The following is a 25,226-nucleotide window of genomic DNA, read 5'->3' as shown; positions in this document are numbered from 1 at the left end:
ATTGAAATTTAAAAAAATTAAATAATCTAATAGACTAAACTTAAAAAGTCTATTAGATTATTATTTGAAAAAAAAAACTTATTGATAAACTCTTATATAATCGACTAACATTTCTTGTGGAAATGGAGTTTCACTATTTGGTGCTCCTGGATAGTTTCCACCAACTGCCATATTAAGTATTATGTAAAACGGTTGGTTAAATACCCAATCACCAGTAACATCAAATGGAGTTATTTGATTGTAAAGAACATCATCAACATAAAAATTAATATAATTTTCTCCCCATTCAATTCCAAAAACGTGGAAATCTGTATCAAATCTGCTGTTTGGTAATGTAAATGTTTTAGTTATTGCGTTTCCTGCAGAATATCCTGGACCATGAACAGTTCCAAAAACTTTAGTAGGACTATTTCCAAGGTATTCCATAATATCGATTTCTCCGCATTGTGGCCATATTGCAGTATCAGAATTGCTTCCAAGCATCCAAAATGCTGGCCATAGACCTTTTCCTCTAGGCAATTTTATTCTAGCTTCTAATCTACCATACTTGGTTTCAAATTTACCTTTTGATAAAATTCGAGCAGAAGTAAAAGCTTCACCCATATACTGTTCTCTACGTGCAGTAATTTTAAGCAAACCGTTTTCAACTTTAATATTTACAGGTCTATCTGTGTAATATTGAAGTTCGTTATTACCCCAACCATCTGTACCAGTTCCAATATTGTAAGACCACAGATTAGAATCTGGAGCTCCGTTAACACTAAATTCATCACTCATTACTAATTGATTTTTAGTAACAACTGTTTGCTTTTCATCTGTAGAACAGCTATTAAATAATAAAACTATCGATAATGAAAGAATTAAACTATTCTTATTTTTAATTGAAATCATTTTTACTTTTTTTAGTTATGAAAATATACATTATCGACGTATAATATAGAATTATCGCCACCTTCAAGAATAATTTGCGCTAGATTGGTTCTACTTAAAAGACCAGGCATTGCAGAAAATGGAATTTCAATTGAAATCCAATTTTGAGAAACTAAAGTAGGCGCAGTAAATGTTGTAGAATGTCTTGTATCATTACCTCCACCGAAAACTCCATCAGCACCAAAATCTACTACAATAACACGTAATTGTCTTCCAGGAGCAATTGGACCAGGAATAAATGCATCTAAATGAATATGAGTCATTGAAGTAGCGTTCACAGTTGGACTACTAAACTCAATACCAACAAAGTTAAAGTTTGTATAATTCAATACATTGTCACCTAAAACAGAAAAATCATTTGAAACTGTTGTTTGCCATGGTTGCCAATATCCATTATAATAATTTACAGGTACATTAGTGTATTCATCTGAAAATATGGAAATTACATTTGATGGGTTTAAAGTTGGAGTTGGAGCATTAATATAGTTTCCTGTACAATTTATTATTAAGCTTCCTGTTGCAGGTTGCCCATTAAAAGTTGCTGTAATAACAGCAGTCCCAGCACTTAAAGGAGTTACAACACCTGCATCACTTACTGTAGCGACAGATGGATTTGAAGAAACAAAATTTAAATATGCTGGAGCGATTGAAACCGATTGATTTATCCCATTTGGCATATTAAACGTAGAGATAACACCAGTAACTGTAGAAGTTACACCTACAAAAGTTGTTCTAGTTACATTTGTACCATTCATAATTGAAGCATTTAGTGGAAGAATTGTACCTAATTTTTCAAATTTTAAATCATCAATCCAAAAAGTATATCCTAGACTGTTTGTTCCTTGACTACCAGCAGCATATCTAAACATCCCTCTCTCTTTAACTAATTTAGAAGCATCTGGAATAGGAATAATTACTTTTTGCCAGTTTGTACCAACACTAACATTAGTTATGGTTGTAATATATTTATTAGGGAAAAAATCTTCGCCAAAACCAAATTCAGCAATATTAACTCCTTGACTAGCTTTAACATAAAAAGTCAAAGCGTCATAACCTGTTAAATCGCGACCTGCTCCTTCTGTTCTAAAAATAGCGCCTGCATAATTTCCTCCAGGATCATTTGCATTAGGAACATCAAAACGCATTGATGCTGTTCCTCTGTAACTTACTTGACTGTCTACTGACCATGCAGTAGGCTTAGAACCGCCATAAGGAAAATAAAAGTCACTACCCATTGCAACAGGTGCATCAATAAACACCTCTGCAGTTTTGGGAAATGTTGCGTTTGTAGCTTCATCTGACAAATCTCTTTCGCAGCTAATATTGATTAAAATAATCAATCCAAATAAAAGCGAATTTCTTAAATAATTAATTTTTCTATTTTTCATTTTTCAATTTTTTTTAAATTATTTACCAATATTTATATGAATGTATGTTCTGATTTCCCATTCAGATCCATTTCCAAATCCTACTGGAGTTAAAACAGGTACTGGTGGAAAAGTATTTGCTGGAACAAAAGTTGGAGAATACCTTGGAGAATATTGGTCTAATGAACGCCAAATACCCATAATACCTATTTTAGTATCAGGTAAAATAAACCAATTTGGTTTTCCAACAGAAGTTGAAATGTCTATAGAACTTTGTACAGGATAGGTTAAGTTAAAGTCACGGTGATAATCAAAAGGACCCCAATCATTTATTTTTAAAGAAGAAACGACTTTCACTTTTTTGTAAATCACTCTTAAATCACCACCCATTCTATTGATTATTCTCTCTGAGTCACCATTTGCTTGCCCATTACCAAAGTATATGTTAGCAATCATACCTAGATCTGGGCTAAGTTTTGAAACTATTCTTGTATTAGATTCCCATAAATTTTGAGCTGGTGCAGATTTAGCAAATGCAAACGCTGTACGATTTGCTAAAAATCCGATAGCAGCATCCATTGTAGTAGGTAATTTTCTATATACAAAACCTGTACTAAAAGCAAATTTTGCATCTTCAACCATATCATTATTCCACTCATACATCCAAGTTGCTGGAGTTGGGTCGAAAGTAATTAATAGCTCTCCACCTACTGTTTCTCTATTTGCTCTAACAAAAAACGGATCGTCTAATACGTTTCTTAGTCTTCCTGGAGCATCAACACCATTTGGCATTGCTTCAACTAAAGGCTTTTGCCACAAGAAGTTAGGTGCTATTTGTAAATTTGAATTAACATTATAAGTAAAACCAGCTAAAAAATTCATTTGGTTTCCACTTCCTGTGTCTTTTAATCTCCATCCAGTAAAGGTTTGAACATTATCTGCTCCTCCATTGGCAACAAGTCCTTGAACTGCACCTTGAGTATAGGCATTAAATCTGCCTTTAGAAAATGTTAACTTTGCTTTTCCTCCCCAATTATCTTTATTATTAATCTTGTCTACCTTAACAATATTGCCATCCATCATTTGAAACTCTCTACCATTTAAAGGTTGTCCTGCCCAAATACCACCTGCTTCAACACCAAGATTGCCTAACTTTGTTTTAAAATGAATAGTTGCTCTTCTTGTTTTAGGAACTGGAAATGCAATTGAAGAAACTGTTTCTGAAATTTCAACTTGATTTATATCTTCGTGGTATACTGCTGTAGCATCTACTTTACCTAATTTAGTCCCATATTTTAAAAGGTAAGCTGGATTTGCTCCCCACCATAGTTGTGGACCAAAAGCGGCTTTTAAACCTTTTAAACTTCTTTTACCATCAATTTCAAAACCTAAAGTTTCTCCGTTATAAATATCTAAATTTGGACCATAATTAGCTTCAGAATATAATGCAAAGAAGTCACCTTCATAACCCCAGTGATAATGACCGGTTCTGTAAAATCCTCTCAAATCAAAATCTTTTGCATTCCATGAGTAAGATGCATTATACACTTGAACTCTATTAAAATCACTTACAACTTGAGGACCATTTGGTGTATTAAAAGTTTGAGCTCTACCTCTATTTTCATAAAAGATTTCGTTTATAGGATTTTCAGCAACTCTTCCTAAAATATTAAAATTTACATTTGCTTTCATATTAGAAGATGGATTACCTTCAAAACCAACAAAATATGACTGCATGTGATCAAAACCTAACTTATTAGGGTAATTAGTTGTAGCAGGATCATCACTTTTAGGTGTTGTAATTAAACTACCACCAGTATTAAAGGTTGTAAATTCTGCTCTAAGATTACTAACTTTTAAAATTCCACCATCATTACTTGCTAATGCAGCTTTATCTGCTCTAGCTCTTAATGAAGCGTCCGTAAGATTTGCTTCATCAAAGTGAGTGTTCATTTTAGCTTTGTTTGCTGTTTCTGCATATGGATTAAACTTATGAATATCTTTTAAAACGTAATAAGCAGATCTTGGATACAATTGGTAAAACCCTTTTTCGTTTGTTGGTCCTTTGGCACAAATACCAAACCACTCTTCATTCATGTTGTTTTGTCCTTCAGTAAAATCTTTTTGATAACCACCATTAGACCATGAAGCATTACTATCATGTTGATCTAAATTTTTTGTTTGTCCATATTTCCACCAACCGTCGCTAAATTGAAAAGTGAAACCTCCCAAACAGTTTCCTGTTTTTCCCATTCCTGCAGCGTTATCATAAATTTCTTTCCAATTTCCTTTTAAGTAGAAAGCTTGTGCATTTTGATCTTCTTGATTTGTTATAACATTAAAAGCATCTGAACCAAATTCTGTAAATAAAACAGGTTTACCATATTCTTTTTTTACTCTATCAAACAAATCACCGAAAGAAACTCCACGGTAAACATTTGTACCATATATATCAACATCCTTACATTCTTCTGCAACTATGTCTAAGAAAAGTAAATCTCCATTACAAATTGCCATTGGGTGATTTGAATCTATTGCTTTCATTTTAACAACAGCTTCATTAAATAATTTGTACATTGAACGTGCACGAGCAGTAGACTTTCTATCTTTTACTGGAATATTTTCTGTTTCTGCTCCATCCCAAAACAAACCATAGTTATTTTCATTTCCTAATAGGAATAATAACAAACCTTTAGTATTTTTATATTCACTAGCCATTTCAGTTACTTCCTTAAGTAAAAGTTCACGAGTTTTAGCATCTGAATATTCTGTATTTGGCTTCCAAACACCATCAATTGTCAAACCATATCTACCAAAAGAGTGATTTAACATTGTGTAAATTCCATAGTTTGTATGAATGTATTCAATCCATTTTTTTGGCATTCCCGAATAAACACGAATGGTATTTACTCCCATATTTTTTAGCAATCCCATTTCATCATCAAGAGCTTGTTGGATAAATACATCAGGCTGTTTCCAAAGGCTATATGTGTAATTTGTTCCAATTGGAAAATAATCCCAGTTCATTCCGTTTACAATAAAATCTCTTCCATCAACTGTAAGTTTTTGATCGGAATTATTTTTTTGAATTGTTACTTTTTCTGTTTGTGAAAAAGAGTTGATAGAACTGCAAAAAATTAGTAGAAAAATAATTTTTTTCATTTGAAGTACTAGATTAGGTTAATAGTTAAATATAAATCTCTTGTTAAGTTTTAATGATTTCATAAAAATACTAATGATTTGTTATACAATTGGCAAAAACAACCACAACAAAAAACATACACTCAAAAAAAATAATTGTATAGTTATTAATTTATCATTGAAAACATTCGAAAACATTAATATTATTTGAACATTATTGAAGTAAAAAAATCTATATCAAACATTATTGTTGAGGAAATGTATAGGTATTTTGACGGAAATTTTATTGTTTAAATTGATAAAATGTATTCAACAAGTCCTTTTTCATGAGGCAAATCCATTTTTTTACGCAAACGATATCGCTTTATCTCAATACTTCGCACAGAAATGTTGAGTAATGGAGCAATTTCTTTGGATGAAAGGTTTAACCTTAAGTAAGCACAAAGACGTAAATCGTTTGGAGTAAGTGAAGGATGCGCTTGCTTAATCTTCTTTAAAAAGTCTTTATCGGCGGTATCAAAAGCTTCTTTAAACACATTCCAAGTATCCTCTTGAGAAATATTTTTAGTAATGGTTGAAATTACAGATTTGATACTTCTATTATTACTTTCTTCTGAAGATTTCTTCAAATCTTCTTTAATTAATGATAATAATTCGTCTTTTTTAATTAAACTCATTGTAGAAACAGCTAATTCTTTGTTTTTGGCATCATACTCTTGTGCTAACTGCTCGTTTTTAATTTTCATTAATTGCTGTTCGTTTTCGAGTTCTTTTATTTCTAACAATAAATTATTTTCTTCAATTAGTTTTTCACGTTGCGTATTATAATAATTTTTGTAAAGCTTATTAACGTAAATTAATGATGAAATTATTAATAAGCCATAAATTAGAATAGCAAAATTAGTAGCGTACCATGGCTTTTTTATAGTAAATGAGTAAGTTGCCAAATTATCATTAGCAGCATTTGAAACCCTGGATCTAACTTTAAAAACATAATCACCAGGTGGAAGATTTTTAAAATTTACCATTGGTTTGGCACTCCATTCACTCCATTCTTCTTGAAAACCTTCTAAAAGATATTGGTATTCTGCATAAATGTATTTATTATATTCTGGCACTGTATAACTAAAAGTTACATTATTTTCGTCATAATCGAAGATTCCTTCTTCAGACAAAGCAAAACTTGTTTGTTTATCATTTAACTTATTGATACTTAAATCAGTAATTGATACATTATGACTTTTAGTACTTAAATCATTAATATTGATTACATAATAACCATCTGTAGTACCTATTAGATATTGATAATTTGATAATTGCGAAATATTTTCATAGCCTAACATTGAATTTGTTAGTGTAGAAGGAATTGAAATGACATTCTTTTTTAAGCTAGTGTTTAACTTATTTAATGTAAAATAATTGATGTAATTTTTAGAAAAAAGCCATAATTTATTAGAATTATCTAAAATTAATTTCCCTGAATTATATTCATCATTATCAAAAACACTACTTAAAGAATTATCTTTTGCAAATAATTTAGTCTTTTCATTTAGTTTATAAATTCCATCTTTATAAGCATAGTATATTGAATTATTAAATTTGGCTAATCCTGCATTTTTTCCTTTTGGAGGATTGGTGTAAGTAAATAATTTAAAACATTTCTTGAAGCTATTATCAACTTGAAAACGAAAAACTCCCTTATATTCATGACTAACATAAACTTCGTTATGATTAGTAATTTCAAAATATTTAGATGAATAATTGAAACCTTCTATCTTATTCTTAAAAACCCATTGATTGTTTACTTTCTCTAAAACCGAGAGTCCATAATAATTTCCTTGGATTATCCTATTTTTATTACTTGGTACACTCTCAAATTTCCATGTACCGGATTGAGCAAAAATTGATTTTGAATTTTCATTTTCAATCACAAAAGTTCCAGAATCATGACCACAAAAAAGAGTGTTGTCATGAACAAAAAGAGACCATACTTGACCTTTAGTACCTTTAATAAATCTGAATTGTTCCTCATTTAAATAATCTTTACAAAAAAGACCTTGATTGGTTCCGATATATAACTTTTGATTGTGTACTATAGAAGTATAAACTGTTCCTAAAATTCCAGTTTCATCTGTAAAACTCTTTATTGGTGACTGCAGATTGATACAATTGATTCCGTTATCTAAGCCAATCCAAAGATTTTTTTCTGCATCTTCCATTAAAGACAAAACCGTGTTGTTACACAAACCTTTACTTTGAGTAATATGGTATTTTACTTTTCCATCTTTAGTTACAATAAAAACACCATTTGATATGGTACCCACTGCAAAACTTCCATCTGAAAGAATTTGACTACTGTAGATACTACTTGCAGCAATTTCTGAATCTGCCTCGGCATTAAATTTTAATAAATTTCCATTAATTAACTTATAAAAACCATTAAATTGAGTATGAATTAGAAGTCCTTCATCTATAGAAAAAATATTAACAATTTTATTTCCTTTTAAAACTGAATTATTCGAAATCAACTTACTACTTCCATTCTCAATTTCAAATAAAGAATAATCTGTGGTTTGATAATAAATTGAATTTGAGGTTTTGAATGATTTTAAAACCCCATTTTTGGGCATTACTATTTTAAAAGTATTTGCTTTTGTATCATAAATATAAATCCTGTTTAATGATTGAAAAACAACCCATTGATCGTAGCTAATTATATTCCAGAATTGCTCATCGTCAAGAACTTTTGATTTAATTTTATTACTTAATGAAGTATAATTTAAATGACCGTTATTTTTTCTAGTCCAAAAACCAAATTCCATATAGCAACCAGTATATATTCTGTTTCCGATAACTTTTACAGAACGAATAATTGTTTCGTTTGGTGATTTATACAAACTCCAAGTTGAGCCATTAAACTCAAGTAAACCTTCATTATTTGCAAAATAAACAAAGTGTTTACTGTCTTGAGAAATCATCCAATTTTGATTTCCTGCGTTATACAATGAAGAATTATATTTAATTATTGGTGGTAACTCCTGTGAAAAACAGAAGAAACTTAAAAACAATGTATAAATAAAAAAACTATTTCTCAAATTCATTAGATAAAAATTATATGTTGTTAAATATATAAATTTTTTTATAAAAAAAGCACGCCAATAGACGTGCTTTAAAACTGACTAATTATAAAACTTATTCTTTAATTATTTTAGAAGTAGTTACATTTCCATCAATATTTGTTTTTACCAAGTAAATAGAATTTTGGAAACCTGATAAATCGATAGTTGCTGATAAATCATTTGGATTAATAGATAACACTTCTTGACCTAACATATTAAAAACAGCTACGTTTTGTATAATTCCTTTTGCTTCAATAGTAAATGAATCTTTTGTAGGATTTGGATACATTTTAGAAGTAGATACTTCAAAATTTGCATTAGATAAAACCGTATTTTTATGAAGGTAAATGTTGTCAACATAAAGAATACCAAGATTAGATGTAATTAAAAATTGATAAATAGAACCTCTAGTTTGATCTCCACCAAAAGCTGTTAAAGGTACATCTATAGAAACCCAAGAACCAGTAGTTGTAGGAAGATGAGTTAATAACAATGCTGAAGTCTCACCAGCTTGAGCAGCATGATTTGACAATTTTGGGTTGATTACTTTTCCAATTAAATCTGTTCCAGGATTGATATAATAATCCATATGGAAATGAGTAAAATCAGTTGCATTTTGATATGCAGCTAATTGCACTCCTAAAAAGTTTCCAAAAGTGATTTTTTTAGTAGCATTTCCTGCAATAGAAAGGTCTGCAACATTTGAATCATCCCAAGAAGTTGACCATTCTGTAATTGCAATATTAGAATAAGCTTCACTAAACAAAGAAATAACATCTGCAGGTGCTCTAAATGGAGGAGTTGGTGCAGCTACTGTTGGATCCGCTGGAGGTGGAGTTATTGCAGCTTCTTCAGCTCTTATATTGTCTACATAAAATACTAAGTTTGTAGGTGGAGTAATAAATCCTGTATTTGTAGCATTCCAGTTACCAAAAAAGATAATTTTTTCATATTCTCCATTTGCAGCACCTGTATTGTCCATTGGAACAGCAAAGTTAAAAGTTAAAGTTTGCCATTGTCCTGGCGTTGTGTATGCTTGAGAAGTAGCTGATGCTGGAGCGCCAACTTCAACTTTAGCTAGCATATTAAAAGCTTGTGAAGCATAAACATCAACTTGCATCGTTTTATTTGTTGTAAGTTTTGCTTTTTTCAGAGTTTGTTTAAATTCAACACCTTGCCATGGATTTCCTCCAACTACTTGAGTACCTTGTAAAACATTTCCGTTTGCTGCACCAGGTGCAGGATCTGTAGTAATTGCAGCAGAAGCACCTTCAAATCCAACAACATCAACATAACTAATTGGAGCTTCAAAATTTTGAATTAATGGTAATGTTGGTGGCGGTGTAGCAACAATCTCTAAAATAACATTATCGATATTAACAAAGCCAGTAGCTTGTCCCATATCAAAAATGATTCTACTTGTTGGACTTGCAAAATTAGAAGTAAAATTTAAAATGAACGTTTGTTGAGTAGAAGTTAAATTTACATTCTGATTAACGTTCGTCCATGGATCTTGGTTTAAACCAATACCTGCTGTTAAAACTCGATTAGCAGTTGACCAAGCAGTGAAAGTAAGCTTGTAATTTACACCCGCAGTTGGAATGTTTAATACATAACTTAAGTTAGCATCCCATGGATTTCCAGCAGCTACTACGTTGTGTGAAAAATAACTGTTACCAGAAACAGTAACAATGTTTGGAGCTGTTGCTTGGTTACCAGACCATCCAGTAGTTCCACTTTCAAAATTACCATTAGTAATTAAATTTTGTGAAAAACCAAATGCGCATGTTACTAATGCAATAAGTAAAGTAATTTTTTTCATAATATGAATTTTAATTGATTTTTTTAATATTTCAAATATACCATTAATTATAAACGAACATTTTTTGTTTAACTATATAAAAACTATACAAAATAAAAAAACACTAAATCGTTTGAAATTAACAGCACATCCTTGATTTTGTAGTATTTAACAATCATAATCAAAATTTAAAAAATAATAACAATGTTGAGTTAATGTATAGGTAATTTTAACATACAAGCATAAAATTATGATTTAAAGAATTAATGATACATTAAATTTTATACACAATTTTGTCAATATCATAAAATCATTCATAAAATAATAACATATACATTATTCTCAAATTAACATTTCATCATTATTACTGACCGCATAATACTATATCTCATTTCATAAATCATTATCTTTGCAAAAATTCATAATCTTGCTATGATTACAAAAGATTTTTCTAAACTTGAACCTAAAAAGAACATCTTAATAAAAGGTGCTGAAATTCACAACTTAAAGTCTCTTGATGTTGCAATTCCAAGAAATAAATTGGTTGTAATTACAGGACTTTCAGGCTCGGGAAAATCTTCTTTAGCATTTGATACTTTGTATGCAGAAGGTCAACGTAGATATGTAGAAAGTTTATCTTCCTATGCAAGGCAATTTTTAGGACGTTTAGACAAACCTAAAGTTGAATATATAAAAGGAATCGCACCTGCAATTGCTATTGAACAAAAAGTAAATACTACAAATGCTCGTTCAACAGTTGGAACTTCTACAGAAATTTATGATTATTTAAAATTGCTTTTCGCTAGAATTGGTAAAACAATTTCTCCTGTTTCTGGAAACGAAGTTAGAAAAGATACTGTTTCTGATGTAATCAATAAAGTGAAAACATTTGAATTAGAAAGTCGATGGCTACTTCTTGCTCCTATACATTTAGAACAAGGAAGAAAACTAGAAGACAAACTTAAAGTACTTCTTCAACAAGGATTTGCGAGGATTTTGGTTAATAACGAAATGGTTCGTTTAGATGAAATTGATCAACATTCACTAGATAATAAAGACGTTTTATTAATTATTGATAGAATCATTGTTAAAGAGGAAGAAGAGTTCTTTAATCGTCTTTCTGATGCTATTCAAACAGCTTTTTTTGAAGGAAAAGGAGAATTCTATCTGCAAGATTTATCAAATAATAATCGTTTAGAATTCAGTTCTAATTTTGAATTGGATGGCATGACTTTTTTAGAACCCAACGTTCATTTATTCAGTTTTAATAATCCTTATGGTGCTTGCCCAACTTGTGAAGGTTATGGAAATATAATTGGAATTGATGAAGATTTAGTAATTCCAAATACAGCACTTTCAGTTTTTGAAAACGCTATTTATCCTTGGCGTGGCGAAAGTATGGGTTGGTATCGAGATGAATTGGTAAACAAAGCTTACAAGTTTGATTTTCCTATTCATAAACCTTATTTTGAGCTTTCTGAACAACAAAAAGACTTGGTTTGGAAAGGAAATCAATATTTTCAAGGATTAAACGATTTCTTTAAGGAATTAGAGGAAAAAAATTATAAAATTCAGAATCGTGTGATGCTTTCTCGTTATCGTGGGAAAACCAAATGTAATGTTTGCAAAGGAAAACGTTTACGAATTGAAGCCAATTATATTCAAGTTGGTGGAAAAACCATTTCAGATTTAGTAGATTTATCAATCAAGAGATTAATTCCATTTTTTGCTGATTTGCAATTGTCGGATTATGATAAAACGGTTGCCAAACGACTTTTGATAGAAATCAATAGCCGATTGGCTTTCTTGAGTAACGTTGGATTAGAATATTTGACTTTAAATAGAAATTCAGCAACGCTTTCTGGAGGAGAATCACAGCGAATTAACCTAGCCACTTCGTTAGGAAGCAGTTTGGTAGGTTCGATGTATATTTTGGACGAACCAAGCATTGGATTGCATCCAAAAGACACTGAATTGTTGATAGGCGTTTTAAAAAATCTTCGTGACTTAGGAAATACTGTAATCGTTGTTGAACACGATGAAGATATCATGAAACAAGCCGATATGATTATTGATATTGGTCCAGAAGCTGGAACTCATGGTGGAAATTTAGTAGCACAAGGAACATTTGATGAAATTTTAAAATCAGATTCCTTAACGGCAAAATATCTTAATGGAGAATTAGAAATAAAAGTTCCAAGAACACGAAGAAAATGGAACACTTATATAGATATTCTTGGAGCAAGAGAAAACAATTTACAGAATCTTGATGTTCGTTTTCCATTAGAATGTTTGACTGTTGTAACTGGAGTTTCTGGAAGCGGAAAAAGTACTTTGGTTAAAAAAATATTATTTCCTGCGATTCAAAAAAGATTGGAAGGCTTAGGTGAAAAAGCTGGTCAATTTTCAGATATGCAAGGACATTATCACAGAATTCATCATATAGAATATGTAGATCAAAATCCAATTGGAAGAAGTTCGCGTTCTAATCCTGTGACATATATCAAAGCTTACGACGATATTCGCGATTTGTTTTCTAAAACTAAATTATCTAAAATTCGTGGCTATCAACCTAAACATTTTTCGTTTAATGTTGATGGTGGTAGATGTGAAACTTGTAAAGGTGATGGTTCGATTAATGTAGAAATGGTTTTTATGGCCGATGTAGAATTACCATGTGAAACTTGTAACGGAAAACGATTTAAAAAAGAAATTCTAGAAGTAACATTTGAAGGAAAAAACATTGATGATATTCTTACCATGACTATTGATGATGCTATTTCCTTCTTTAGTGAGCACAAACAGGCTAAGATTATGCAAAAATTACAACCTTTGCAAGACGTTGGATTAGGTTATGTTCAATTAGGACAATCTTCTTCTACTCTTTCTGGTGGTGAAGCACAGCGTATTAAATTAGCTTCATTTCTTGTAAAAGGAAACACTAAAGACAAAGCTTTATTTGTTTTTGATGAGCCTACAACTGGATTGCATTTTCATGATATTCAGAAATTATTGACATCGTTTGAAGCTTTAATTGATAAAGGACATTCTATTATTGTTGTTGAACATAACTTAGATTTAATAAAATGTGCCGATTGGATAATTGATTTAGGTCCAGAAGGTGGCGAAAATGGAGGTTTGCTACTGGCAGTTGGAACTCCTGAAGATGTAGTTAAAAATAAAGCATCAATTACTGGGAAATATCTGAAAGAGAAGTTATAATATTGCAAAAAAAATAAAACATGAAAAAAACTACACTTATTCTATTATTACTTTTGAGTTTATCAATTCAAGCTCAAAATTACACTTTTAGTAATCTTACAGGGACTTACTCCAACTTAACAGGAACAACCTCTATAAGTAATGGTGAAATTTGGGATGATCCAGAATATGATTTAGTATTACCTTTTCAATTTATAATAAATGGTGTTTCTAACTCAAACTTCAAAGTTTATGATAGTACTATAGTTTTACAAACTGGTGGACCAATTTATCAAGTGATTGCGCCACTAGGAAATGATTTAATTGATCGTGGCGATGGTGGAACAACTTCATTATCACCAATAAGTTATAAAATTGATGGTGCCGTTGGTAGTAGAATTGCAAAAATAGAATTTCAAAATTGTGGTTCTTTTGACGACGATACTCTCACTATGTTTGTGAATTTTCAAATTTGGCTTTATGAAGGTTCAAATATTATTGAATTACGTTATGGTCCTAGTTCTGTAACCGACGATTTTATTTTTTACGGCACAGATACTGGTGCAATAATTGGATTTGCAGGTTCAGATATTGATGATAACTTATCTAACACTCATCTTTTAACTGGTCTTGCTTCTAATCCTACTCTTTCAACTAGTAATACATTTGTTAATGTTACTGGAACACCAGCACCAAATACAATTTATCGTTTTACACCAACTTCTTTAAATAATTCTGAAATCAATTCATCATTGGTGACTTTGTATCCAAATCCTTTTAATGGTTATGTTGTAATAGAAGGTTTGAAATCAAATTTTAGCTATGATATTTATAATGTTAGCGGAAAATTAATACAAAGTAATCAAGATGCTACTTCTGGAACTGTAATTGACACAAAATCATTTGAATCAGGAATTTATATTCTGAAAATTGTTTCTGAAAACGAATCTATAGTAAAGAAAATAATCAAAATGTAATTTGATAATTTTTATAAATTATAAAAAAAAGGCTTCTAAATTTAGAAGCCTTTTTTTTAATCTATAACTACTTTTTTAGTAATTCTCTTATCACCTACATTCAAAACACCTAAATAAATTCCTTTAGACAAATTGGAAACTGGAATAGATTCAATCAATTTTGCATTTTGAACAGGAATATTTAAAATTTCTTTTCCGTTGATATCTATTAAAGAAAAAGTATAATTAGTCTCTGTAATCGACCCTAAATTGATGTTTAAAGTATCCTTTGTTGGATTTGGAAAGAAACTTACATTAAAATCAGAACTATTAGCATCCAATGATAAAACTGTTGTACTTGCTTTGGCAAAATGCATTGTTGCTCCAATTGTAGCTTTTGCAACATTATAATTGTAAACAGGATCCATATTTACTAATAAATCGGTTGCTGTATGCTTGTGTGTAGTCTCGTTTTTCTCAAAAAAACCAGTTATAATATCGCTATTACTTTGAAACGACATGTAATCTGAAGCGTAAGCCGATGCTAAAAAGGTATTTAATGGTGAATATAATCCAACACAAGTTATTAGTTGATTAGTAAAAGTATTTGATGCTGCATTATTTACTGTTGGTGATGAAGTATCACGTTCACAAGTGATAGTATTGTTTACCATTCCGGCTACTCCTCCAACTTCGTCTAGATTAAAAACCAAACGAATATCCATTTTTGGTGTAGTAGAGTTTACCACTGCAGAAACATAATTCTGGCTTCCTTTCAATCCGTCTTCTTCACCGCTGAAATTGATGAATTTTATAGAATATTCTGTTGGTACATTTTGCAACAATCGTGCTGTTTCAAGAATTGAAACTACTCCACTTCCATTATCATTGGTTCCTGTTCCTACAATTGAATCATAATGTCCGCAAACTATTAGAAATGTATTTGGATAAACTGTACCAATTTTGGTAACCACTAAATTTTTACAAACAGCAGTAGAACCAGCATAAGTATAGGAATACTCTTGAAGTTGACTAGCAGTGTAGCCATAGCTTAAATATTTATTTTTCAACCAATCTAAAGTATTTTGTAAAGCTGGGGTTCCTCTTCTCTTAACGCCTAAAGCTTCATATTGGGTTAAATTGTTAGTAATGTTACTTTGAGAACATTGATTTACAACATTAGCATAAGCTTGCTCAAACGTTTGACCAAACAAATTGGTAGTAAATACTAATGCAAAAACGAATAATAGTAGGTTTCTTTTTGTGAAATTCATAACAAAAAATGATAGTTATTTGGATAATGGCATCAAAAGTAATAAAATTTTATATACTTCCTAAATTAATTTTTTAGGCAATTATCATTAAATAACAAATTGTTTTTCAATAGCTTAAAAATCATTAACAAATCGTTGACAAATCATTATAATGGCTTTGGCACACATCTTGGAATGTACTAAACATCAGAAAGATTATCTGATCGAAGAAGCTGAAAATCGAACGAGTAAGCAAAAGCTTTAAAACGATTTATTATGAGAACAATTACTTTATTAGTAGCAAGCATTTTGTTAACAACAAGTGTAACAATTGCACAAGAAACAAGAAGTTTCAATCACAACGCAACTGCAAGTTGTAATTTTGATGAACCAATTTCATTTACAGAACGAGGCATTGAGTTTTTCGTTTTTACCAATGGAGACTTTGATTTTAATACACGTCCAGATGACTCTCAAGGAGACCATCACTATAGATTAGCAGGAAAGAGAACTTCTGAAGTAAATAGAACCAATCCAGTGAACTTTGGTGTCTTAATTGAACATGATAGTTTTGGTAGAGTTCGTAGAGTTGGAAATACTTTCATCAACTACGATAGCCGAGATAGAGTTAGTAGAATTGGTTCAGTATATATGAGATACAACAGATTTGCTCTTACACAAGTTGGTGGAATGAGAATTGTTTACAACCGTCGTGGAGAAGTAATCGACATGATTGGTCAAGTGAAAAGAAATAGTGGCTTTATTTACAACAATAACGCTACTGCAACAACTTATGGAAACGGTAATAACGGAAGCGGAAACGGTTACTACTATTACAGAACAGACGGAACAAAAGCTTTAGTAGAAGATGATGCTGCTAAAGAAGATAAAGAATAAAAGATTGATTGGTTGGTTAGGTTTGTTTAAATCCTGTGGATTCTGGGAAGATGAAGCAGGATTTTTTTATTCTGAACTTGATTCAGAATCTATCTTACTTTCTTCAAAATTGAATTCATAACATTATTAAAATCTGAAGATAGCTTCAATTTGTAATTCATAAAAATATAAAAAACCGAAACTATAATAGATTTCAAAACAATATTTACAATAGGATTAAAAGAAAAATCCCAAAAGTAAAAGAGAAAGAATGTTGCTATCAAAACCCCTAAACAATATAAAGTTTGATTGGAAAATGGATATAATTTCATCTTCAAAACCACAAAAAGTAGTTTTGCAATACTATATAGTGTGATCGAAATTAAAGTTGCTATTGCAGCTCCATTAATTCCGTAAATTGGAATAAAAATCATGTTTAGTGAAATCGCTAAAAAAGCTAGTAATAATCCCAAAAAAAGAACTGCTTTATAATATTTAGAATTAAAAATGATAGCATTATTATTACCTAATATCAAATCGAAATATTTTGATATTCCAATGGTAAAAACAACAAAAATTCCTGTACTATAATTTTTAGGCAATAGCAAATACATTTGATTGATATTGACTAAAATACCAACTAAAACCAATCCTCCTATTATTTGTAACGTTATAGAAGTCTTTTTGTAAAGTTCATTTAACTCATCATGCTTATCTTCTGCCATCAACTTTGCTGTAATTGGATAGGTAATTTGATGCATTGCTCTACTTGGAACTGCAATTACAGTTGCGATAAAAATTGCTACAGAATAATAAGCTATATTCTCAATTTTAATATATTGATTTATCATCGTTTTATCAATATCCAAAAGCATGTTTGCAATACTTCCCGACAAAATTATAAACAAGGAATAAATAAAAACTTCTCTACTATTGTGAGGTATTTTGAAATTGTATGTAATTGGCCTTACTTTCATTGCATAAAAAAGCATTACCAAAGTAGTTATCAAATATATTCCCATTAAAGAATTAATAAATTCAAGAGGTGAAATCCATTTAAAATAAACGGCAAATAGAAAAAAAGAAATAAAAACACGTAATAGTATTTCCTTTATAAAACTACCAAAAACAGACTGCATGTGCACTTTTACCCATGCATAAAAGATTTCAAAATAACCCATACAAAGTCCAATTATTGGAATTTGCCATACATAATCATAGACAATTGGGTTCATTTTTGATAATGATGTCGCTATCCAATCGTATTCAAAAAATCCAATTAATAGAACAGGAATTATTAACAAAAGTGGCAATACCAAAACAAATGTTAGAAAGGAACTTTTTTCGTCATCAGTTTTGTAATGAGAGAAAAACTTAATCAAAGTATTGTGTACACCAAACGCCAAAAGAGGAAAAATAACATTAGCTGAAGACAATAAATAACCTGTTAAACCATAATAAGTTTCTCCAAGAAAAATGGGATACATGAACAAGGCATTAGCTGCACCAATACCAAAACCAATATAAGTAATGATAGTATTTTTTATGGATTGGTTGATTACTATTCCCATGGAGGAGTTATGAGTTATAAGTTATGAGTTTTGCGAGTTTTTCGGTCAAACTCTTTCGAGAATATTGTTGTAAACCAACTGGGTAAACTTGTAATTTATTATCTAAATACAACTCAAAATTAGAAAAAATAGTCTTTTTCAAACGCTCTTTTTCATTGTAAGTAAAGAAAACACCAGTATTAGTTGACGTAATGATTTCTGCAAAATCAGAATCTTTTGGTCCGATGGCGATTATTGGTCGTTCAGAAACCATGTATTCAAATAATTTTCCAGGAATAATACTTTTGGTTTCTTCAGAATCAATTTCGATTAATAACAAAACTTGTGAAGCTTTCTGATGTTTTATCGCTTCTGAATGAGAAACATATCCTAAATTATTGAGATAAGAATCTAATTTAAATTCTGAAATTGAATCTAAAATTTCTTGACTTACTTTACCAATAAGTTTCAATTGAAAATGAGTTTTAAACAATTCATTTTCTGAAATTAATTCTTGTAAAGATTCCCACAAAATCTTCGGATTTCTGTCCGATAAAAACGAACCAATGTGTGCCAACGTAAACTTTTCATCTAAAGTTTGTTTTGGAACGTTTTCAACATCATAACCATTTGTAATAACTTCAATTGGTTTATTAGTAATAGCTTGAAATTCTGTTTTTGTCGTTTTACTTGTAACAATAATAGTGTCAGCAGTGTTTAAAACTTGATGTTCTAATGCTTTATGCTTTTTATCTGAATAAGATGATAATTTTAATGCTTTATGATAACCAATGGTTGTCCAAGGATCACGAAAATCAGCAAACCACTTCACTCCTAGTTCTTGTTTTAATTTCAAACCAATTAAATGTAATGAATGTGGTGGTCCAGAAGTTACAATAGTATCAATATTATTTTCTTGAATGTATTTTATTAGATATTGTACTGAAGGATTTACCCAAAATTTACGTGCATCAGGAATAAATAAATTGCCTCGAATCCAAAGCATCATTTTTTCAACAAAACTTTGCTTTTTAGCTGCAGGAATAATCCCTGAACTTATCTTTTTAGTTTCCTTTTTAGATAAAAATCCGGCTAATTGATAAGGTTCAAATATTTTATTTTTAAGAATAATTGCTTTTTCAGAAACTTCACTCATCAAACCTTCATCAACAATAGGATATGTTGGATTTTCAGGAATATAAACTATAGGTTGAACATTAAAATCGGGCAAATATTTTACAAATTTTAACCAACGTTGTACGCCTGGTCCACCTGCTGGAGGCCAATAGTAAGTTATGATTAAAAGTTTTTTTTGTTCCGCTTCCAAAATTATAAATTAGAATTTTTATTAATTTTTTCTAACTCTTCAATATCTACAATATCTTTTGGACGATTGGTAGCTTTTTTGGCTTTAATAAGGTTTTCGTAATCTAAAAAGTAGACAGGAATTCCACTAATTTCAGTAACATAAGCTTTATCAAGTAATTCTTGAAAATCGTGATTCTCTAAACCTTTAACAGAAGTCATGATATCTAATCGCAGATTAAAATTTAAGGATATATCGGTCCAACCTGGAATAAATTGCATAGTCTTTATATTTTCAAAATCTCCAATTCCTGATTGTTTTAAAGCTTCTCGCAAATTCTCACGATTTTCAATTGAATCTTCAATAAAGATATCAATATCACCTGTATTTCTTCCGTAACCATAAATATTTACGGCAAAACCACCAATGGTCAAATATTTGACTTTGTTCAAAGAAAAATACTTCCAAATTTCAATTATTTGACTATTCATTTATTTACTTTGATATTTTTTTGGCTGTTTTTAAAAGATAAGATAGCTCAATAATAGCCATCAATTTTTCAAAACGTTGTTGAGGCGTCATTTTTCTAATCTCATCTAGATAACGTTCTTCCATTTTAGAAGGATGAGCATGATTTAATTTTTTTGCTTCCATTTTATTGAAACTAATAATCAAATTTACAAAAATTTAGACTTACAATTGTTTTTTCTTCTTTGTATCTAAATATATTCCACCAACCAAAAGCAACATCATTCCAATAAAACTAACCAAGGCTATTGTACTTCCAGTTTTTACAACTTGAGGCTCAAACTTGAATTCAATTTTATGATTTCCAGCCGGAATATTTAATCCTCTTAAAGCGTAATTTACTTTTAAAATCGGTGATTCTTTTCCGTCAATAGTTGCAATCCAACCATTCTTATAATACATTTCAGAAAACACAGCAAAACCATTGTTTTTATTATTTGAAACGTATTTCAGATGATTTGGTTTGTATGATGTTAGTTTAATTTGTGCTAAAGAATCAACAGAAAAGGACTTAACGAAATTACTGCCTTTAATTTTTGTCCCTTCATTGAATAAATCTATTAGGGCTATATTTTTAGTATCCAGTTTATCTAAAGCTTTCATTTCAGCATCTGCATCTTTTACCATTTTTATTTCAGATACAAACCAAGCGTTTCCATTAGCATCTGGATTTAATGTTGGGAATTCTTCTCCTTTTTCGTTGGTTTGGATGATGTATTTTACATTCAACATATCAATTACCTCTTTGTTGTTTTTGGCAATTTGATAGTCAAATAATTCTTGCATTGCTCTTGGTTTTACAGCACTATAGCCACCAATTGATTTGTGAAAATAAGACGCACGAGCACTTGATAAATTTCCTTCAACTTCTAAAACTCTATAATGTGTTGTATCTTGAAGAATTTGCATATCTGAAGTTGTTGCTTCAAATGGAACATCCACTTCTCTTGCACTTACAAAATCTCTACTACTAACGTATTTTTTATCCACAAAAAACAAATCGGAAACCATAAGAATTCCAACAAGAATAATTGCTGTAGATTGAGCCATTTTATTTTTAGTATACATCCAAAGTACTAAAGCAGCCAAAACAATAAAGAATCCTGAACGAAGCAAATCAGCAGAATACATCGTTCTTCTATCGGCTCTTACAGCATCTATAAAACCAATTCCAAACGATTTATCTTGACTTTGACTCAACATTTGTCGTAAATCGCCATCCATAGTTCCAACAAAATCAAATGCTCCTTTACATACAAATAAAACTATTATTAAACCTAATGAAGTTGCCGCAGCTTTCAACAAACTATTCCATTGCTTATCTTTATTTGTTGTAAAAAACGAATGAAGTCCCATAACAGCCAAAATAGGAATACACAATTCCAAAATAACTTGAATAGATGAAACCGCTCTAAATTTATCATACATCGGCATGTAATCGATAAATAAATCGGTAATAATTGAGAAGTTTTTTCCCCAAGATAACATCAATGAAACGATTGCTCCTACTAGAAAAACATATTTAAGTTTTCTCTTATCGTGAAACATTGCCAAAACAAACAAAAAGAAAACTATAGCTCCAATGTAGGCTGGTGCTGCAACACTTGGTTGTTCACCCCAATAAGTTCTTGCATAATAGGAAGTAAACTGTTTAGCTTCTCCTTCTGAAGCACCATATTTTAACATGTAATCGTATACTGCGGAGTTTTCATCAAGCTCTTCTGCACTTCCTCCTCCAAAAAGTCTTGGTGCAATTAAATTAAAACTTTCTGCAATTCCGTAACTGTATTCATTTATGTATTCCTTATCTAATGTAGAAGTACTTACTTTTTTAGTTCCGTCTGGTTGTAATTTTAAGTCGCTTTTTCCTCTAGTACTAAAATCGGCATATTCTTTTGTTGCCAATAAACTTGTTGCATTCGAACCAATTGCAAAAATTAGAGCAACTGCAAAAGTTCCTGCAACATTTAATAAACCTTTAAAATCTTTATTTTTAATAAACTTATAAGAGTAGTAAATTCCTAAACCAATAAGAACAATCAACAAATAATACGTCATTTGAAAGTGATTGGCATTGATTTCTAAGGCAACAGCAAACATGGTCAGCATTCCTCCATAGAAAAATCTTTTCTGAAAAACCATGATTACACCTGCAACAACCAATGGCATATAGGCTATTGCATGCGCTTTAGCATTATGTCCAACGCCAAGAATAATTATCAAATAAGTAGAAAATCCGAAAGCCAAAGCTCCGAAAAAAGCTTTTAATGGATCGATTTTTAAGACCAACATTAAACCATAAAATCCTAAGAAATATAGAAACAAATAATCGGCTGGGCGTGGTAAAAAACGTAATGCATCATCTATATGACCAATAAAATCATTTGGATATTTTGCTCCCAACTGATATGTTGGCATTCCTCCAAAAGCGGAATTGGTCCAATAGGGTTCAGTGTTTTCAGATGCTCTAAAGTCATTTTGCTCTTTAGCCATAGCCGTATATTGCACAATATCTGATTGAGATATCTTTTTTCCTTGCAATACAGGATAAAAATAAATTAACGCAATTAGAATAAAACCACCAATGGCAAGTATATGAGGATATAATTTTTGAAGTTGCTTCATTTTAAATATTAGATTTTTGATATTAGATGTTAGATTTTAAACATTCTAACTTTAAACAATTTTAGTTAATCAACTTCTTCATAATCAATATATTCACCAACTTTTTTTGTTTCACGAGGTTTATCGCTTTTAGTTGATGTATTATAATTATCTTGATATTGTTGACTTTGTTGTTGAGCTTGTTCTTGAAATTGCTGTGTTGCTTTTTCAACCACTTTTTTAGCAATCACTGGTAAAAATAAACGTGCTAAAAACTTAATAATGTAATAAATAGCTATTAAATAAAATAACATTTTTACAACACCTCGAAAATCTGCTTCTTGCATAAAATAAAAATTTTGTCAAAAATACTAAATTCCCACATTCAAAATTAGCATTAGCTCTTAAATAAATAATAAATTAATAGTACATTTGAATTTCTAAATCAAAATAGCAAACTCACATAAAATGAAAATAAATCTTTTTGCTCTTTTTATTGTACTTACAACGATTACGAAAATTAATGCACAACACACAGATGTTATAAATTCTAATCGTCCTGGAGAGTCTATGTCGGCATTTGCTGTTGGAAAAACTGTCATTCAAATTGAATCTGGTTTGAGTTATGTTAATGAAAAGCATAGTATTTTAGATTATAGTGCTACTGGATTCAGTGGAGATTTTAATGTAAGATATGGCTTTTTTAAAGAACAATTGGAAACAATTTTAGAATTGAATTATCAAAATGATACATACACTGATGATTATACAGAATACAATAGAAAAGGACTGAAATCGTCAACACTTGGATTAAAATATTTGGTTTATGATCCGTTTAAAAATTATGAAGAGAAAGTAAATTTATACAGTTGGAAAGCCAATCATAAGTTTAAATGGCGTCAATTGATTCCTGCCGTTTCTGTTTATGCAGGTGCTAATTTGAATTTCAGTTCCAATCCATTTTTATTTGGTGGTGAAGAGATTAGTAGAATTAGTCCGAAAGGTATGTTGATTACTCAGCAAATTTTTCCTGGAGCTTGGGTTTTTGTTACCAATGTATTTATTGATAAAGTTGGAACTAACAATCAAACCCTTGGTTATATTGCAACATTGACTAAAGGATTTAATGATAAATGGTCAGCTTATCTTGAAAATAAAGGGCTTCAAGGAGATTATTATGCAGATGGCTTTTTCTCAACTGGAGCAGCTTATTTAGTAAATGAAAACCTTCAAGTTGATGCTTATGTAAGTAAAAACTTCAAAACAACTCCTGATTTTTTATTTGTTGGATTTGGACTTTCTTGGCGTTCTACTACTAACTACAAAGACGTTATGATTAGAGCTCCAAAAGGTGACAAAAAGAAAGACAAGAGTAAAAAAGATAAAGAAAAAGATAAAAAGAAAAAGCGTCTAGACGAAGTTCAAGTTGAAAAACCATAATCAAAAATGATTACAATAATTGAAGCCAATACTAAGGCGTTATTAAAAGACTATGTAAAGTTTCCGTTTTCATTATACAAGAATCATCCTTACTGGGTTCCGCCATTAATACAAGATGATTTAGAAACATTTGATAAAACTAAAAATCCAGCATTTCATAGTGCCGAAGCTTATTTTTATTTGGCTTACAAAGACAATAAAATAGTAGGAAGAATTGCAGCAATCATTAATTGGGATGAAGTAAACGACCAACAAAAAAAGAAAGTTCGTTTTGGTTGGTGGGATGTTATTGATGATATTGAAGTAACAAAGGCATTACTTGAAAAAGTATATGAATTAGGTAGAAAAAACAATTTGGAATATGTTGAAGGTCCAATGGGATTTTCAAATTTGGATAAAGTTGGCGTTCTAACCGAAGGTTTTGACGAAATGGGTTCCATGATAACTTGGTACAATTATCCTTATTATAAAGAGCATTTGGAACAATTAGGATATGTTAAAGAGAAAGAATATCTCGAAAATAAATTTCCTTTTGAAAATGTAAAACCAGAGTTTTTCTTTAAAATTCAAGAGCTAATTAAGAAACGCTATCAACTTAAACCAGTTAATTTTACTAAAACAAAAGACATCATGCCTTATGTTGATGAGATGTTTGATGTTTTTAATGAATCGTATGCAAGTTTATCTTCATTTGTAGCAATTACAGAAGTTCAAAAGGAGTATTTTAAAAAGAAATACATCAGTTTTATTAATCCAGAGTACATCAAGTTTGTTTTAGACAAAGACGATAAAATGGTAGCTTTTAGTATTGTAATGCCGAGTTTTTCGGAAGCATTGAAAAAAGCAAATGGTAAATTATTTCCTTTTGGATTTTATCATTTATTAAAAGCTAAAAGAGAAAGTAAAGACGTTTTATTCTACTTAATTGGAGTTTTACCAGAATATCAAAACAAAGGTGTAACTGCAATAATTTTTAATGAATGTTACAATACATTTACCGAAAAAGGAATTAAAAACTGCATAAGAACTCCTGAATTAGAAGACAATACAGCAATCCATCAAATATGGAAACATTTTGATCCTGTGATTTTCAGAAGACGTAGAACTTATAAAATTGATTTATAAAACAAAAAATCCATCATTGCTGATGGATT

The 25,226-nt window shown here is 30.3% G+C and carries 17 protein-coding genes; 5 read left to right on the top strand and 12 right to left on the bottom strand.

The window, feature by feature from the left end; genetic code table 11:
- Nucleotides 1-78 precede the first annotated feature (78 nt).
- The 5 genes from ACYU7A_RS14100 to ACYU7A_RS14080 all read right to left on the bottom strand — a co-directional run bounded on the left by ACYU7A_RS14100 (nt 79) and on the right by ACYU7A_RS14080 (nt 10,379).
- A complete protein-coding gene (locus tag ACYU7A_RS14100; RefSeq protein ID WP_460577556.1) occupies nt 79-891 on the bottom strand; it encodes a glycoside hydrolase family 16 protein in 813 nt (270 codons plus the stop codon).
- An 11-nt stretch (nt 892-902) separates the two neighbouring features.
- The gene (locus tag ACYU7A_RS14095; RefSeq protein ID WP_460577554.1) at nt 903-2,318 is read right to left on the bottom strand and encodes an Ig-like domain-containing protein; all 1,416 of its coding nucleotides are present in this window, start codon (nt 2,316-2,318) and stop codon (nt 903-905) included.
- An 18-nt stretch (nt 2,319-2,336) separates the two neighbouring features.
- Complete coding sequence (locus ACYU7A_RS14090; protein ID WP_460577552.1) at nt 2,337-5,459, bottom strand: glycoside hydrolase 5 family protein; 3,123 nt, start codon at nt 5,457-5,459, stop codon at nt 2,337-2,339.
- A 269-nt stretch (nt 5,460-5,728) separates the two neighbouring features.
- Nucleotides 5,729-8,539 (bottom strand): helix-turn-helix and ligand-binding sensor domain-containing protein, encoded by a 2,811-nt coding sequence (locus ACYU7A_RS14085; RefSeq protein ID WP_460577550.1) that lies wholly within the window; start codon nt 8,537-8,539, stop codon nt 5,729-5,731.
- Between the two features lie 91 nt (nt 8,540-8,630).
- Nucleotides 8,631-10,379 (bottom strand): T9SS type A sorting domain-containing protein, encoded by a 1,749-nt coding sequence (locus tag ACYU7A_RS14080; RefSeq protein ID WP_460577547.1) that lies wholly within the window; start codon nt 10,377-10,379, stop codon nt 8,631-8,633.
- A gap of 411 nt (nt 10,380-10,790) precedes the next feature.
- On the opposite strand from ACYU7A_RS14080, the gene uvrA reads away from it, so the two are divergent.
- Together uvrA and ACYU7A_RS14070 are read left to right on the top strand one after the other, a co-directional pair.
- Nucleotides 10,791-13,580, top strand: coding sequence for an excinuclease ABC subunit UvrA (gene uvrA, locus ACYU7A_RS14075; RefSeq protein ID WP_460577545.1), 2,790 nt, complete (start codon nt 10,791-10,793; stop codon nt 13,578-13,580).
- A gap of 20 nt (nt 13,581-13,600) precedes the next feature.
- Entirely contained in the window at nt 13,601-14,536 is a 936-nt protein-coding gene (locus ACYU7A_RS14070) for a T9SS type A sorting domain-containing protein (RefSeq protein ID WP_460577543.1), read from the top strand.
- Nucleotides 14,537-14,592: 56 nt separating this feature from the next.
- On the opposite strand, the gene ACYU7A_RS14065 is transcribed toward ACYU7A_RS14070, so the two are convergent.
- Entirely contained in the window at nt 14,593-15,789 is a 1,197-nt protein-coding gene (locus ACYU7A_RS14065) for a M28 family peptidase (protein ID WP_460577541.1), read from the bottom strand.
- Between the two features lie 255 nt (nt 15,790-16,044).
- Between ACYU7A_RS14065 and ACYU7A_RS14060 the strand changes: the two genes are divergently transcribed.
- Nucleotides 16,045-16,665, top strand: coding sequence for a hypothetical protein (locus ACYU7A_RS14060; protein ID WP_460577539.1), 621 nt, complete (start codon nt 16,045-16,047; stop codon nt 16,663-16,665).
- 89 nt (nt 16,666-16,754) lie between these two features.
- On the opposite strand, the gene ACYU7A_RS14055 is transcribed toward ACYU7A_RS14060, so the two are convergent.
- The 6 genes from ACYU7A_RS14055 to ACYU7A_RS14030 form a co-directional block, all read right to left on the bottom strand.
- Nucleotides 16,755-18,215 carry a lipopolysaccharide biosynthesis protein gene (locus ACYU7A_RS14055; RefSeq protein WP_460577537.1) on the bottom strand — a complete coding sequence of 487 codons (1,461 nt, stop codon included), beginning with the start codon at nt 18,213-18,215 and terminating at the stop codon, nt 16,755-16,757.
- Between the two features lie 7 nt (nt 18,216-18,222).
- Nucleotides 18,223-19,521, bottom strand: coding sequence for a glycosyltransferase family 4 protein (locus tag ACYU7A_RS14050; RefSeq protein WP_460577535.1), 1,299 nt, complete (start codon nt 19,519-19,521; stop codon nt 18,223-18,225).
- A 2-nt stretch (nt 19,522-19,523) separates the two neighbouring features.
- On the bottom strand, nt 19,524-19,991 hold the full coding sequence (locus ACYU7A_RS14045; RefSeq protein WP_460577533.1) for a nucleotidyltransferase: 468 nt from the start codon (nt 19,989-19,991) through the stop codon (nt 19,524-19,526).
- Between the two features lie 4 nt (nt 19,992-19,995).
- Entirely contained in the window at nt 19,996-20,154 is a 159-nt protein-coding gene (locus ACYU7A_RS14040) for a hypothetical protein (RefSeq protein ID WP_460577531.1), read from the bottom strand.
- A 39-nt stretch (nt 20,155-20,193) separates the two neighbouring features.
- Nucleotides 20,194-22,653 (bottom strand): YfhO family protein, encoded by a 2,460-nt coding sequence (locus ACYU7A_RS14035; protein WP_460577529.1) that lies wholly within the window; start codon nt 22,651-22,653, stop codon nt 20,194-20,196.
- Nucleotides 22,654-22,718: 65 nt separating this feature from the next.
- Nucleotides 22,719-22,979 (bottom strand): DUF4834 domain-containing protein, encoded by a 261-nt coding sequence (locus ACYU7A_RS14030; RefSeq protein WP_460577527.1) that lies wholly within the window; start codon nt 22,977-22,979, stop codon nt 22,719-22,721.
- Between the two features lie 121 nt (nt 22,980-23,100).
- Here ACYU7A_RS14030 and ACYU7A_RS14025 point away from each other — a divergent pair, with 121 nt between their 5' ends.
- Nucleotides 23,101-24,072 carry a transporter gene (locus tag ACYU7A_RS14025; protein WP_460577525.1) on the top strand — a complete coding sequence of 324 codons (972 nt, stop codon included), beginning with the start codon at nt 23,101-23,103 and terminating at the stop codon, nt 24,070-24,072.
- Nucleotides 24,073-24,078: 6 nt separating this feature from the next.
- Nucleotides 24,079-25,197 (top strand): GTP cyclohydrolase, encoded by a 1,119-nt coding sequence (locus ACYU7A_RS14020; RefSeq protein ID WP_460577523.1) that lies wholly within the window; start codon nt 24,079-24,081, stop codon nt 25,195-25,197.
- Nucleotides 25,198-25,226: the final 29 nt, after the last annotated feature.

The organism is Flavobacterium koreense, assembly GCF_054776075.1.
Note: the sequence above shows the minus strand (reverse complement) of the source record. Positions and strands in the feature narration are given on the sequence as shown.

Bases quoted from the DNA above. Each gene is read 5' to 3' on its own strand.
- ACYU7A_RS14100 (WP_460577556.1), bottom strand. From the start codon at position 891: ATGATTTCAATTAAAAATAAGAATAGTTTAATTCTTTCATTATCGATA.
- ACYU7A_RS14065 (WP_460577541.1), bottom strand. From the start codon at position 15,789: ATGAATTTCACAAAAAGAAACCTACTATTATTCGTTTTTGCATTAGTA.
- ACYU7A_RS14085 (WP_460577550.1), bottom strand. From the start codon at position 8,539: ATGAATTTGAGAAATAGTTTTTTTATTTATACATTGTTTTTAAGTTTC.
- ACYU7A_RS14060 (WP_460577539.1), top strand. From the start codon at position 16,045: ATGAGAACAATTACTTTATTAGTAGCAAGCATTTTGTTAACAACAAGT.
- ACYU7A_RS14035 (WP_460577529.1), bottom strand. From the start codon at position 22,653: ATGAAGCAACTTCAAAAATTATATCCTCATATACTTGCCATTGGTGGT.
- ACYU7A_RS14025 (WP_460577525.1), top strand. From the start codon at position 23,101: ATGAAAATAAATCTTTTTGCTCTTTTTATTGTACTTACAACGATTACG.
- ACYU7A_RS14070 (WP_460577543.1), top strand. From the start codon at position 13,601: ATGAAAAAAACTACACTTATTCTATTATTACTTTTGAGTTTATCAATT.
- ACYU7A_RS14090 (WP_460577552.1), bottom strand. From the start codon at position 5,459: ATGAAAAAAATTATTTTTCTACTAATTTTTTGCAGTTCTATCAACTCT.
- uvrA (WP_460577545.1), top strand. From the start codon at position 10,791: ATGATTACAAAAGATTTTTCTAAACTTGAACCTAAAAAGAACATCTTA.
- ACYU7A_RS14030 (WP_460577527.1), bottom strand. From the start codon at position 22,979: ATGCAAGAAGCAGATTTTCGAGGTGTTGTAAAAATGTTATTTTATTTA.
- ACYU7A_RS14040 (WP_460577531.1), bottom strand. From the start codon at position 20,154: ATGGAAGCAAAAAAATTAAATCATGCTCATCCTTCTAAAATGGAAGAA.
- ACYU7A_RS14020 (WP_460577523.1), top strand. From the start codon at position 24,079: ATGATTACAATAATTGAAGCCAATACTAAGGCGTTATTAAAAGACTAT.
- ACYU7A_RS14055 (WP_460577537.1), bottom strand. From the start codon at position 18,215: ATGGGAATAGTAATCAACCAATCCATAAAAAATACTATCATTACTTAT.
- ACYU7A_RS14080 (WP_460577547.1), bottom strand. From the start codon at position 10,379: ATGAAAAAAATTACTTTACTTATTGCATTAGTAACATGCGCATTTGGT.
- ACYU7A_RS14095 (WP_460577554.1), bottom strand. From the start codon at position 2,318: ATGAAAAATAGAAAAATTAATTATTTAAGAAATTCGCTTTTATTTGGA.
- ACYU7A_RS14045 (WP_460577533.1), bottom strand. From the start codon at position 19,991: ATGAATAGTCAAATAATTGAAATTTGGAAGTATTTTTCTTTGAACAAA.